General features: G+C 27.3%; 16 protein-coding genes. 4 read left to right on the top strand and 12 right to left on the bottom strand.

Translation table 11 applies throughout. The annotated features are described in order from the left end of the window. Positions 1-56 precede the first annotated feature (56 nt). From DS884_RS01305 to DS884_RS01325, 5 genes are all read right to left on the bottom strand, one after another. Positions 57-503, bottom strand: coding sequence for a hypothetical protein (locus tag DS884_RS01305; RefSeq protein ID WP_113785482.1), 447 nt, complete (start codon positions 501-503; stop codon positions 57-59). Between the two features lie 120 nt (positions 504-623). Further along, entirely contained in the window at positions 624-1001 is a 378-nt protein-coding gene (locus tag DS884_RS01310) for a hypothetical protein (protein ID WP_113785483.1), read from the bottom strand. A 256-nt stretch (positions 1002-1257) separates the two neighbouring features. Next, positions 1258-2004, bottom strand: coding sequence for a LytR/AlgR family response regulator transcription factor (locus DS884_RS01315; RefSeq protein ID WP_113785484.1), 747 nt, complete (start codon positions 2002-2004; stop codon positions 1258-1260). A gap of 2 nt (positions 2005-2006) precedes the next feature. After that, positions 2007-3731: a tetratricopeptide repeat-containing sensor histidine kinase gene (locus tag DS884_RS01320; protein WP_233487088.1), complete on the bottom strand. Its 1725-nt coding sequence runs from the start codon at positions 3729-3731 to the stop codon at positions 2007-2009. A 21-nt stretch (positions 3732-3752) separates the two neighbouring features. After that, complete coding sequence (locus DS884_RS01325; protein WP_147239349.1) at positions 3753-4253, bottom strand: hypothetical protein; 501 nt, start codon at positions 4251-4253, stop codon at positions 3753-3755. A gap of 298 nt (positions 4254-4551) precedes the next feature. On the opposite strand from DS884_RS01325, the gene DS884_RS01330 reads away from it, so the two are divergent. Continuing rightward, on the top strand, positions 4552-5136 hold the full coding sequence (locus DS884_RS01330) for an RNA polymerase sigma factor (RefSeq protein WP_093871867.1): 585 nt from the start codon (positions 4552-4554) through the stop codon (positions 5134-5136). A 417-nt stretch (positions 5137-5553) separates the two neighbouring features. On the opposite strand, the gene DS884_RS01335 is transcribed toward DS884_RS01330, so the two are convergent. Together DS884_RS01335 and DS884_RS01340 are read right to left on the bottom strand one after the other, a co-directional pair. After that, complete coding sequence (locus tag DS884_RS01335; protein WP_093871866.1) at positions 5554-6426, bottom strand: M57 family metalloprotease; 873 nt, start codon at positions 6424-6426, stop codon at positions 5554-5556. A 140-nt stretch (positions 6427-6566) separates the two neighbouring features. After that, positions 6567-7202: an endonuclease III domain-containing protein gene (locus DS884_RS01340; protein WP_093871865.1), complete on the bottom strand. Its 636-nt coding sequence runs from the start codon at positions 7200-7202 to the stop codon at positions 6567-6569. A gap of 123 nt (positions 7203-7325) precedes the next feature. On the opposite strand from DS884_RS01340, the gene bcp reads away from it, so the two are divergent. After that, positions 7326-7781 (top strand): thioredoxin-dependent thiol peroxidase, encoded by a 456-nt coding sequence (gene bcp / locus DS884_RS01345; protein ID WP_113785486.1) that lies wholly within the window; start codon positions 7326-7328, stop codon positions 7779-7781. Here the strand turns inward: bcp and DS884_RS01350 are convergent. After that, a complete protein-coding gene (locus tag DS884_RS01350; protein ID WP_113785487.1) occupies positions 7778-8401 on the bottom strand; it encodes a response regulator transcription factor in 624 nt (207 codons plus the stop codon). The two genes, bcp and DS884_RS01350, sit on opposite strands and share 4 nt — an antisense overlap. Then, entirely contained in the window at positions 8388-10202 is a 1815-nt protein-coding gene (locus DS884_RS01355) for an ATP-binding protein (protein ID WP_113785488.1), read from the bottom strand. The genes DS884_RS01350 and DS884_RS01355 overlap by 14 nt, the downstream gene beginning before the upstream one ends. Positions 10203-10367: 165 nt before the next feature. On the opposite strand from DS884_RS01355, the gene DS884_RS01360 reads away from it, so the two are divergent. Both DS884_RS01360 and DS884_RS01365 read left to right on the top strand, forming a co-directional pair. Then, entirely contained in the window at positions 10368-11396 is a 1029-nt protein-coding gene (locus DS884_RS01360) for a lipid A-modifier LpxR family protein (protein ID WP_113785489.1), read from the top strand. 11 nt (positions 11397-11407) lie between these two features. Continuing rightward, entirely contained in the window at positions 11408-11677 is a 270-nt protein-coding gene (locus DS884_RS01365) for a response regulator transcription factor (protein ID WP_093871860.1), read from the top strand. A gap of 3 nt (positions 11678-11680) precedes the next feature. On the opposite strand, the gene DS884_RS01370 is transcribed toward DS884_RS01365, so the two are convergent. From DS884_RS01370 to DS884_RS01380, 3 genes are all read right to left on the bottom strand, one after another. Then, the gene (locus tag DS884_RS01370; RefSeq protein WP_113785490.1) at positions 11681-12577 is read right to left on the bottom strand and encodes a sterol desaturase family protein; all 897 of its coding nucleotides are present in this window, start codon (positions 12575-12577) and stop codon (positions 11681-11683) included. Between the two features lie 76 nt (positions 12578-12653). Next, positions 12654-13292 (bottom strand): alpha/beta hydrolase, encoded by a 639-nt coding sequence (locus tag DS884_RS01375; RefSeq protein WP_113785491.1) that lies wholly within the window; start codon positions 13290-13292, stop codon positions 12654-12656. A 3-nt stretch (positions 13293-13295) separates the two neighbouring features. Beyond that, entirely contained in the window at positions 13296-13625 is a 330-nt protein-coding gene (locus DS884_RS01380; RefSeq protein ID WP_113785492.1) for a hypothetical protein, read from the bottom strand. Between the last annotated feature and the right edge of the window lie 2 nt (positions 13626-13627).

Here is a 13627-nt window from a genome sequence, read left to right on the forward strand (position 1 = left end):
TATTTAGTTTAGTCACAAGTTTTTTAGGTGTTAGCTAAATAACTTAGTTTTTTATTTTACACATAAATAGCACTTACTTTTAATGCTGAACTTTGACTTTGTACAGCAACTAGGTTAGGATGGTCATTAATTTTGCCTAAATAAAAGCCTCCAACTCTTGTTTGCAAGTAGTTGTTTAATGTCCAAGCAGCAACAGTTGAAGCTGATACTGTAAGATTAGGTTTGTCAGCAAATAATAATTGCCTTGTAAGATCTCTTGGGCTTAAGTGCATGTCCAAATAGTATTTAGAATGGTCTTTTAATTTATAATAACAAGGATCTTCTATGGATTTAGTATGTTTATCGTAGGTCATTACTTCAAAAACAGAAGCTTCTTTTTCGTTTGTTACAATTTGCATAGTAGATTTACTACCAGTACCATTATTTTTAACGTAACCTAATTCGTCTCCATTTTTATTTGATAATTTTAATTTTACAGTTTTAATTTTTACTAGATGACTCATAATTTTATTTTTTAAATTTTTTAATTATAAGGCTTTTCAGATTTCGCCTCGTTTTGTATAATAGTTTCTAGACTCTAAGAGAATTTATTAGATTGTTTTTGAATACATCTCAAACAAAACTTATCCATTAACTGTAAAATAACCATTCGCAGGATGACCGCTTCTGTCTTCAACTTTTGCGCCAACTATAATAGGCGCGTCTTCGGGAGATAAACTCGCCTCCGCTTTATTTTTACCGATTAAAGGACAGGTCATATAAAACCCTATTTTTATCTTTTTACCATTTGAAATAGTTTCAAAATAGGCTGTACCTTCTGCACCTTTTGAGGTACCGCCAACATCGTTGAGGTCGAATCGATAAGTTGTTCCTGGTTCAATGGTAGAGGGAGGGTCAAGTTTGATATTGTGCCAGTTCCCATCGACGATACTGTCACTCGAAAAAATTAAAGGCTTAGAGGTATTGTTTGTTACATGAAAATGACAACTGAAATTAGACATAATTTTAGATTTTTAGTTTCCTACTCATAAGGCTTTTCAGATTTCGCCTCGTTTTTTATAGTAGTTTCTGAACTCTACATTTGAATAAATAGAAAATTAGAAATAGCGCTAGTTTTAATTTCTGATCTAAAATTAGATTTTAAGCAATAGAGATTTTGAAGAGATGTTGTGAATAGATTTTTCAGTGTTGTGAACCATCAAAAAAGAGGCATGTAAAAATGCCTCTTATACTAAAAAAAGAAAAAGTGTAAGGAAACTATTTCAAAATAGAGAAGTTGTAAATTAAGTCTTTATACTTAGCACTAAACATAACCTTATGATTGTTTTTAAGAAGCAGTAAATTGTCAGCAGTAACTATTTGCTCTATAGAGTTTATGTTTACGATGTATTTACGATGTATTTGTTGAAATGCAATTGTATTTATATGCTTTAGTATTTTAGCTAACGAAATTTGAATCACAAATTTTTCAAATTCCGTGATTATGGAGCAATACCTATTATCTACTTCAATATATATTATAGAAGATAGTATCACCTTTTTTAAAGCACTTCTTTTTTTTATAAATAAATAGTCTTTAGTAACTACTGTATCTTGGTTTGTGCTTGCAAATACATTAGTTTGCTCGTAAAACTTTTCAATAGCCATTTCAATAGCATATAAAACTTCTAGCTCATTAAAAGGCTTTAATAAAAAACGATAAGGTTTAGTTAGTTTAGCACGTTCAAAAATTTGTCGATCTTTTGATCCTGTTAAAAATATAAAAGGTTTTAAGGCATTTGGAACGGTAGAAATAGTTTCTGCAAAGGTTATTCCTTCAGGATTTTCTCCTAAAAATATATCAATTATAACTAAATCTACAGGGAGTTTGTAAAATAGCGTAAGTGCTTTTTGGTAATTTTCGGCAATACCAGAAACTGTATACCCGTTCTTCTCCAGAGTACTTTTAAGTTCAGAAGAAACTTCTACATCATCTTCAATAATTAAAATATTTATATTCTCCATGTTTAAACAGATTTTGGGAAAGAGATAATCATTTTAGTGCCTTTATTTAAAGTACTTTCTATTTTAAAAAGCCCATTATTTTTTAGTATAAGTGTTTTACATAATTGTAACCCTAAACCAGTACCAATCTCTTCTTTGTTTTTCTTTTTACTGAGTAACGAAGTGTCTTTTAATAATTCAGTTATAATTTCTTTACTTATACCCTCACCTGTATCTTCAATTACTAAGTTTTCGAAATCTTGATTTTCTGAATACGAGTAAATAGAGATTTTGGCATTTAATTCACTAAATTTAATAGCATTGTCTAATAAATTTCGAATGATAATTTTTAAAGAATCTAAATCAGCTAAAATAAAAGACCCAGGAGGTGTTTTATTATTAAATGTAATGTTTTTATTATCAAATAAAGGTTGGTAATTGAAAGCAACTTGTTGTGTAACAGAAAATAAATCGATTGATTCTATATTGAAATACAATTGTTTTGTTTGTATAGTAGCCCAATTTAACAAGTTTTCTAATAAATTATAAGAGCTATTAGCGATAGCTGCATTTTTAGTAACGATAGTATCTAAAACACTGTAGTTTCTATTTTGTATTTCATGCAAAAGTTTTGAGTTACTTTTTTGTAAAAGATTAACTGATGATCGTAAATCATGACTAACAATAGAAAAAAGTTTGTCTTTAGTATTATTTAAAGCGTTTAGTTCTTCTTTTTGAGAAGCGATTATTTTATGAGATTTTTTTTGTTGTATATAAAAGTAAATCCCTCCGAATAAAATGAGTAATAATAAAATAGAAGTAAGTATAAAACCGTTTCTTTGAAGGGCTTTAATTTTATTTTCTGAGGTTAAGAAATTTATTTCTTTTTGTTTCTGATTTACAGCTAATTTTTTTTCAAATTGAGCAGTTTTCCATATTCTATCTTGGTTATTTAATGAATCTTTCCATTTGTCATATTCTTTTCTGTAAACTAAAGCTTTAATAATATCTTTTCGGTTCTCTTCTACAACTGCCATATTTTTTGCAGTTTTTCGTTTTATTTCATAGTTAGTTGTTGTTTTTGAAAGCAAATAGGCTTTCTCAAAATAAGGAATTGCCAAATCGTCTTTATATTGAGCATAATATAAATTAGCAGTATTTGTATATGCTTCAATAATTTCTTGAGGGTTGTTTTTTTTACGTACGTCATTTAAAAATTTAGATACATATACTTCGGCATTTTTATAATCTTTGAGGTGTATATAGCAAACTCCAATATCATTTATAATGGAGGGACGATATAGTTCATTAATTATAGAAAACTCTTTACTTTCAATCTTTTTTAAATAAGAAAGTGCTTTTTGAAAGTTTTTTTGTTCTAGATAAATACCGCTTAAGGCATACAATACCTTGTCATAAAAAAAGAACTGAGGTGTTACTTTTTTAAGTTCTTTTTGAGCTTCTTTAAAAAGATTTTTTTTCATAAAACTATGTCCTCTCATGTATCTAAAGTAATTAGAGTTTTGTAAGGAAGTAGAATTAATAAATGCTTTTGAAGAGCTTACAATAACAGAATCCCATTGTTTGTGTTTAAAAAAAATACTAGTACCCTTTAATAGAGAAGATGTTGAATTTAAGCTATCAATTTTTTTGAAAAAATAAGAATGATTTTTTATTGATGATTCTTGTGAAACTATCGTATAGTAACAAAGAAACGAAAGTAGTACTAACGTTTTTTTTAGATACATTTTTGGGGATATTAAAAAGTATTAGGTGTTACTAGTTTTTACTACTGTTTCTGTTCCTCTAGATGTTTCAGGATCAATATTCCAAACAAAAGTTTGCACTACTTTAATGTTTTCTAAAGAAATTCCTTTTGGGAAGTTCTTAGTTTCTTCAGTACTAAAGTCTATTTTATAAGCTTTATATCTACCCTTATTACTTTCTTTATCATCATTTAATTTTTTTATTACTTCTTCAGAACAGTAAATAAAGAATTGTAATTTACAATTACCAAAGTTGCTGATAGAAAAAAGTTGTTTAATTTTTACAACTTCAAGAGGAATTTGTGATTCTACAAAAATAAGAGCCTTAACAGTTATTGCATTTCCATTAAACTCAGCTTCAACTAATGAAGGTAAAGGTTGATTAAATTTATTATCAAAAGTTATTTCACCAGAAGAAAGTGGAGTTTTGATACTTGTATCTGGTATACAAGTGCCTGGAGGGTAAATGAGATTATCAATTTCATTAATGCCTGAGTTGATCATACTGTTTTGTTTTTTATAATATGTTACAAAGTAAACTATAAATTTAAGTAACATTTTAGTTAAATACAATGATTAAGAAAAAGAAAAATAAAGAGATAAATATGAGTAGTTTATTCAAATAATTACAAGAAATTAAATAAAATATCAAATAATATTTGTATTTCTACATAAAAAATTTAATATTTGTAACTCATTATTAATCAATATTTAAAGCCTATACAGCAGAATTACTTTTAAAAATAGTTAACACCCCTTAACCAAAAAGAAATATTCATATTTCTTTTATAAAAGTAATCGTATGGACAAATATGTAGTTGTAGATAGCACTTTAGTTAAAGAATATATTAATGGAAATGAGCATGCTATTGAAATATTGATTAAACGTCACCAACAAAGATTATATAGTTTTATATATAGTAAAATTCAAAACAGAGACTCGACAGAAGATATTTTTCAGGATACTTTTATTAAAGTTATAAAAACTTTAAAAAAAGGTAATTATAATGAAGAAGGTAAGTTTTTGCCATGGGTTATGCGTATAGCGCATAACTTAGTTATTGACTTTTTTAGAAAAAGCAATAGGATGCCAAAATTTAATAATTCTGATGAGTTTGATATTTTTTCTATTATTAGTGATGGTTCTTTAAATATTGAAAATAAAATAATAAAAGAACAGATTTTAGATGATGTAAAAGTATTAATAGAAGAATTACCAGAAGAGCAAAAAGAGGTTTTGGTAATGCGTATATATAACGATATGAGTTTTAATGAAATATCAGAAAATACAGGAGTAAGTATTAACACTGCACTAGGAAGAATGAGATATGCATTAATTAACTTAAGGAAGATAGTTGAAAAAAATAATATTATTTTAATAAATTAAACAATAAAGTAAAAAAGAAGACGTTAAGTATTTGAAAACAAACGATAAAAGTATAATAATACATGACGCAAATTTACTCAAATAAGTCTTCGGACTCTAAAATGAAACCTAAAAAAGAAACAATTCAATTTTTGATTGACTTTTCCAAATCGTTAAAAGTAGTTAAGACTAAATCAAACCATCTCATTGAATTGAATTTGAATTAAGAGTGGAAAAAGCTCAATCTTAAATGATTGAGCTTTTTTTATATGCTAAGTTATTCAGTTAATAAATTAAGCATAGAAGTAACCCAATTTATATAAAGATTATATGTCTGTTGTTTTGTCTTTATTAAATTAATTGATAATTTTATGTTTATGAAAAAAAGGAACCATTTTAATGGTTCCTTTTTAAATTAGATTTGTTAAAAGACTCTTTTTAATAAATATACTCTAAAGCGATTTTGTCATAATTACTTAATTCCCCTTGAACATGAGAAGGAAAACAAGCATTCATAATAGAGTTACTATCATTACTTGCTCCTGCTGTACCTGGAATATATACAGCACCAGCTGAGCCTGCAGATTCCCCAGATTGGCGACATGATTGTCTTGTATTCCAATCTGTATGTCTTAAACCTATGGCATGACCAATTTCATGTGTCATTAAACCTTCTATTATTTGTGTGTCATTTGAGTTATTAGCTCCTTGATTAATTCTTACCCAATGTCCTGGCAATCCGTTGTTTTGTGGGAAATTTGCTCTACCTCTAATTCCATCTGCAGGAACATCATTTGTATCTGTTGTACGATAAACTACAATATCGCTACTTGAAAATTGAGTACTAAATACTAATTGCATGTTAATGCTTGAATTTAAGTTGTTGAAATTGTTTACAGCATACTGTAGTCCAGTTCTTGCAGTAGAACTTAAAGCATTAACTCCACCAGTGTAACCAACAACTTTAATTGTTGAAGGAGAACTTACTAAGTTGTATGTTCGATACTGCCTTTTTGAGCTTGTACTAGATTTTGATTGTTGTGTTCCAATTTTCATTAATTCTTCATGAGAAATTGTTACATCTCCTTCAACTTCATATAGCTTTTCTGTTTTTCCGTCAAGTGATTTGAATGTGACGGTTTTAATATAGTCAACATTTAAATTGACTTCTTTTAATTTGTTAATTACTTCTATAGAAATTTCGTCATCCTCTGTTAAATTAGGATCGTTTACATTTCCATCATTGTTACATGAGTTTAGTGTTGCAAGCGCTAGAAGTACACCTGCTGTTTTTAAATAAATACGTTTCATTTGTGTTAAAATTTAATTAAATGTTTCGTAAATATTGTAAAAGTTAATGACAAAGAGCTGTTGTCTTAACTATTTGTTAGTAAGTTGTTTAAAATGAGACAAGTTTAGTTTAAATGTTAATTTTTTGTTAATAAAAATTTTTATTTTAAAACAGATTTTCTTCCTATAGTTTTTGTAATAATGTCATTTTCTACTTTCCACCCTCTTGCAGGTGAATATTCTCTACCATAGTAAATAATTTGTAGGTGTAATTTATTCCATAACTCTTTTGGGAATAATCTTTTTGCATCTTTTTCGGTTTGCGCTACATTTTTTCCATTAGTTAAATTCCATCTGTACATTAGACGATGAATATGAGTATCAACAGGAAAAGCAGGAATATTAAATGCTTGAGCCATTACAACACTTGCAGTTTTATGGCCAACAGCAGGCAACTCTTCAAGGTCTTCAAAACTTATAGGAACCTTACCGTTGTGTTTGTTAATTAAAATTTCAGATAAACCATGTATTCCTTTTGATTTCATAGGAGACAATCCTACAGGTTTTATGATGTCTCTAATTTGATCAATAGTTAGTTTTACCATATCATATGGATTATCTGCTTTTTCAAAAAGCAAGGGAGTAATAGTATTCACTCTAGCATCAGTACTTTGAGCAGACATTAATACGGCTATTAATAAAGTATAAGGATCTTTATGATCTAATGGAATTGGCGTTTCAGGATATAATTCTTCTAAAGTGTCAATAACAAACTGTACTTTTTCTGCTTTATTCATTTTATAGTAACTATTAAATTAAAGTAACCAAAGGTACAAAGTGTTTAAATAATATACTTGCTTCATTTTAGGGTTTTATTTTTAGACTTTGTAACTTGCATACTTTAAAAATGAAATAATAATATGACTACAATAAAGAAAGGAGACGCTGCTCCAAATTTTGAATCAAAAGATGAAAAAGGGAATGTAATAAAGTTAGCAGATTATGCAGGTAAAAAACTAGTATTGTTTTTTTATCCAAAGGCAAGTACGCCAGGTTGTACAGCAGAAGCATGTAATTTACGTGATAATTATGAAAATTTTATTGCTAAGGGATATGTTATTTTAGGAGTAAGTGCAGATAGTGCTAAGCGTCAACAAAACTGGATTAATAAGCATGAACTACCATTTCCGTTGTTAGTTGATGAAGAAAAAGAAGTAATTAATGCTTTTGGTGTTTGGGGACCAAAAAAGTTTATGGGGAAAGAATATGATGGAATTCATAGAACTACTTTTATTATTGATGAAAAAGGAATTATCGAAGATGTTATTTTAAAAGTAAAAACAAAAGATCATACGAATCAAATTTTACAAGATTAGGGTAAAATTAATCCATTTTTGATTCCATAACGTATAAGTTCAGGAGTATTATTTGTATTTGTAATTTCAAATAGTTCTCGTTTATGAGATTTTAAAGAGTTTTCAGAAATATATAAAATTTTTGAAAGCTCTTTTTCATTCTTATTCGAATGATCATATAAAGCCCTCAATACCTCAATTTTTCGTTTGGTAAAAGAAGTATTACCAATAATAATTTTTGAAGTATTCTTTTTTAATTTATTAAAACTATTGTTTGTTAGTGTTTGTAAAATTATAGGTTTAAAATTTCTTAAATCTGAATCTTTGCCAACAAATTGGTCAATCCCTTTTTCAGTTGCTTCTTGTTTGGTTAAATTGTTGTTTAGTGTAGTTAATAAGATAATTTTAAAATCATCTCTGTTTAACCTTATCTTATCAATATAGTTTAAAGAGCTAGATCCATTAAAGTTTACATCTAAAATTAAAACATCTAAAACACTTGTATTTGTGTAATTTATAAGATTTTCAATGGAATAAAATGTCGCTTTTACATTAAATTCATTATCTAGTTCTATACTGTCTTTTAAAGCTTCACAAAAAAAACGATTATCATCAGCAATAACAATATTAATTTTCTTCATTTTTGGGTATTTTAATAACAAAAGAACTTCCGTGATTTTTAGTAGAATTAATTTCTAAAGTACCTTTCATTTCTTCTATTCTAGCTTTTATATTTTTTAAACCATAAGAGTTTAATTTTTCATTATTAATATTAAAACCAATACCGTTATCTATTACTTCTAATATAATATTATTTTTTTGATACAGGCTAACATGTATTTCAGTTGCTTTTGAATACTTAATAGCATTTGTAATTAATTCTGATAAAATTCTATATAAATGTACACATTTGTGTTGTGAAATTTCTGTGTTTTTAAATGAGAAATGGGGTTTTATAACATTATTAGATACTTTATTTATTTTATCACAAAACTCAATTAAATTGTCTATAAAATTTTCTGAATTAATTTTTGGAGAGTATAAGCTATTCAAGAGATAGCGATATTCATTATAAAAGGAATCTAAAATTTCTTGAACTTTTTCAGGAGTATTCTCAGATTTTTGAAGTAAACGCAGTTTTAAAGCTTCTAAATACCCACCAAAACTATCATGCACATTACTTAATAATTTATTACGTTCATTTTGTTGAATTTCAATAGTTTTATTTTGAAAGTTATATTTTAACTCATCACTAATTTTTTTTAATTGTGTGTATTTTTTTTGAGATTTAATAACTGAACTAAAAATATATCTAGTAAAACACAAAATTTCAATTACCAAGGCTATATAAAAAATGTTGGCAGTTCCATAAATCCACCAATTGCTATCAGTATTTTTTGGGTTAATACCTTGTGATAGTATAAGACTAATAATAGGTAAAGCAAAGGCAAAGATTAAATAACTTGGAATTCTTTTTTTTCTAACGAGATATATGTGATTAATAAACCATATAAGTATTATTATTTTTAAAATAACCCAAACATATATGTATAGGTTCATCATACCTCCTGCAAAATATTTGTATATGTAAAGTATGATAAGTGGAATTGTAAGATAGGTTCCCCATTTAAAAATGTTTTTAGAAAGAACTTCTCTTTTTGAAAAAGTATAAAACATCATGTAGAAATATCCCATGCAAAATACAGCAATGGTTTGGCTTAAACTTCTTATGTTTTTAGTTACAAAAGAATAGTCTGACCATATAAATTGAATACCTAAACCTTTGCCAGCAAGAAACTCTATGATCATACATAAAATGTAAACAGCGTAAAAAAGTACACTATATTCCTTTTTAAGTATTGAAAAGTAAAGTAAAATTATAATCATTGAGGTTAAGAAAGCCAGAAATAAACCAAATTGAATGTATTCTAATTGAGTTCTTTTTAAAAATTGATTCTTAGTTTCTAAATGGAATTCAAGTCGAGTTCTACTGCCTCCATTTTTAATGTTTAATACTGCCTCAGTATTCTTAAAAGAATTTGCAGAAATTACCCATGTTGGGTGTCTATAAAAAAAGAATTTATAAGGAAACTCTTTAAAATAAGAAATTTGATGTAAAGCTGTAATTGAGTTTGAATTATTTAAGTAAAGCTTTCCATAAGAAATATAAGAAGAAGAAAGAGTTAGGTAATAATCTTCATTTGATTTTTTTACAGGAATATTAAACCACCAATTTTTATTTCCTAGTTTTTTATATATGTGGTTTATTTTTTCTTTACGGAAATTATTATTCTTGAAATTAGAGACTACTTCATGTATAGTTAATTCTTTTTTTGACGAAACAACTTCTATTTTGTTATAAATAGAAATACTATCTTTTTGTTGAGAAAAAGTAAACAAAAAGAAAAAAAGTAGAGTAGTAGTTAGTAGCTTAGTGATCATAATTTTATTAAAAACACCATACTAAAGTATGATATTTTTATTTGAAACATCAATTAGTTTTGTATTAATATTTACAATGTTGTTGAATAAGCTTTAAACATACTTATTTTTTTAAGTATTAAAATAAATAAGTAATTTAATGTATTTAAAAATATTAGGTAAGTTATGTGTAAAAAAATATATTTATGTTTCGCATTTTTGATAGTTGTTTCTTTCACATTAAAGTCACAAAACAAAGAGAAATCAATTAATTCATCAGGGTTTAGTTTTGCTATAGATGAAGACTTTTTTGTAAAACCATTAGGATTAAATAAAGATAGAAATTATACTTTAGGATTCCATTTCTCTAATTTTAATTCAAAATGGAATTCTATTTTTTCTAAAACTTTAAAAATTCCCAAAGCTGAAAATAATCTTCTTCCTTCTGAGTTTTCTCTTGATGTAGTTGCATTTACCCCAAACATAATAAGTAAAGAAGAAATTCAATACAATGATAGACCGTATTCAAACGTGCTTTTTTTATCTCTTAAAAGACATGGGTTGAATAAAGAAAATACGGAATATTATTCAAAAACTTTATATGTAGGTCTTTTAGGTTCAGGAATAGCTAATTATTTTCAAACTGCAATTCATAGAGCAATGGGATCAGTAGAACCAGAAGGTTGGCATAATCAAATATCTGATGGAGGAGAACCTACAATATTGTATACAAGGAAAAGAATGAATTTGCTTCCTTTTAATACTCGATTATTTCAAATGTATCATGGATATACTTATAACTTATTTTATATAACTGGTATTACTTATAATTTAGGATTTAGATTTGGCTGTTTCAATAAAGAGAGTTGGTCAGATGATATGTCAAATTTTGTTGGTAGCGCATCAACTAAAAAGAACAGAGTAACTTTAAAGAAAAGAAAGAAAGAAGTTTACTTATACGCGAATTTAAATACGAATTTGAATATATATAATGCCTCCTTGCATGGTCAATTTCGAGAAACAAATTATAGGTTGCCATATTCTAAAACTGGTTTTTTAACTATAGATACAAGTTTAGGGCTTGCTTTCTCTTTAGGAAAAGCAACTTTATCTGTATATCATAAGTTACGTTCTCCAGAGATTTGGGATGTAAATTATAAGTATTGGCACAATTGGGGAGGAATATCTCTAGTGTATGAATGTAGTAGTAATTAAAAAGTAAAAAGATGAACGATAGCATAGAAGCACCAATAAAGGAAGAAGAAATAGTGTTTAGAAAAGAAAATGAAGAGCGATATAAATCATTAACTTGTAAAGAGAAAGAAGTTTTTGAATTGGTTATAAAAGGGAATTCAACAAAACAAATCTCTGAAATGCTTTTTATAGCCTCAAATACAGTTTCAACCCATAGAAAAAGAATAAAAGAAAAGTTAGAGTTATTTAGCTCTTCTGATTGGTTTAAATATGCGATAGCGTTTGAAATCCCTGTATTCTAAAAACTAAAGATCTTTTTGTAGTTCTTTACTTGTTTTGGTACTACCATCATGACTCCATCCAGGAGGCATAAAAACATATTTTAAACGAGTTGATAAAGGTAGTTTTTTCTTACGAACAAAAAAGTCTTTGAAGATCTCTTTCCATTCGTGTAAAACTATATTAATAGGACCTTTATCTTTTATTTCTGATGTTAATCCATATTTTATTTTTTCATATTCAGTTTCTTTTTCCTCAGCTTTAAAAGTACCAAACATTCTGTCCCAAATAATTAATACCATTCCCATATTCTTATCTAGGTATTTTGTATTAGAAGCATGATGAACTCTATGATGAGAAGGTGTTACAAAAATATAACCCCATAAGCCTAATTTACTTTTGATAAAATTAGTGTGACACAGAGTTCCATAATTTTGATTCATTGCATAGGCAAACATAATATGTAAAGGCTCAATACCTACAAAAGCTAGAGGTAAAAAGAACATATAACGAAATAAAGGTTGAAAAACTGGAGATCTAAACCCTGTTGAAATATTATAAAACTCTGAATTATGATGAGTTACGTGTACAGCCCAAAAAAAACGAGAATGATGATCTACATAATGATGAATGTAGTATAAAAAGTCTTGCCCAATAAAAGCAAGAAGCCAATAAACTGTTGGGTTTTCCCAGGTTATAAAACGATACTTAAAGCATAATCCCATTACTAAAAACGAAAAGGTTTTCATTAAAAGATCTAAGCTAAAATTAGCCAATGCAAAATATACATTAGTTGCAGTATCTTTAAATTCATAATTTTTTGCTTTAGCTTTATAGCTAAAGTACATTTCTATTAAAATTATTAGAATAAAAAAAGGTGCACTCCAAAAGTACAGTGTATCTTGGTTTAATATATCAAACATCGTTTTGAGAAAATTTATGCAAAAATATTGTATTTTTCTGGGTAAAAACTGACATTAGTCATGTTTTAACACTTGGTTATAATCTTTTTAAGATCCACTCTTTAAAACTATAAAAGTTTTGAGGAGCAACTCCATGTCCAACTGGATATTCAGAATACTCATTCTTTAAATTATTTTTTGTTAAAAATAAAGGTGCTTTTCTAGCCCAATCAACAGGTAAAACTTGATCTACAGTTCCATGTGATATATAGTAGTCTGTTTGTATGTTGTTGCTAAGTTCATCAGGTAATAACTCATCATTTATATAACCACTTAAAGCAATTACATGTTGAACTTTGTTTGGTGAATTTAAACTTACTGCATAACTTAAAATAGCACCTTGACTAAATCCTAATAAAAACGTTTTATCTGGATTTGTAGTATACTTAGCTTTTATTTCATCAATAAAATCAGTTATTTTAGTTACTGATTCTTTAGCTTCAGGTATATCAGAGAATTTACCACCACTTGCATCAAGGTTTATGGCATACCATGCATACCCACCAAACCCCATATCATGAGGAGCTCTAGCGCTAACTATAAGTAATTCATCAGGTAATTCTTCAGCAAATGAAAATAAATCTTGTTCATTACTACCATATCCATGTAGTAATAGCAACAAAGGAGGGTTGTCAACTTTGTTTTTAGGCTCTCTAACTATATAGTGTAAACTCATTAATTATATTGATTTAAATTGGTTTTGGAAAAACTCTCCAACAATAGGAACTATTTTTTTTTCTCCCTTTAAAACACCTATAAAACTAATGATCCAAAGAACAATTATTACAATGTTAATGCACCAGCCTGTAAAACCTCCAAGAAATTTATACACAAACCATCCGTTTATGATAGAAGCTAAATGAATTCCCATCATTTGTCGAATATAAAAACTGGCAAATGGATTTTTCTTATTATTATTTAAAACTAAAGCTATTAATGTACCAATAATCCAAAAATGACTTATGATTGCATTCGTTTTTCCTTCTTCCATAATACTTAGATTACTCATTT

It is taken from the genome of Tenacibaculum sp. E3R01 (assembly GCF_003318185.1).
Classification (GTDB): Bacteria; Bacteroidota; Bacteroidia; order Flavobacteriales; family Flavobacteriaceae; genus Polaribacter; species Polaribacter halocynthiae.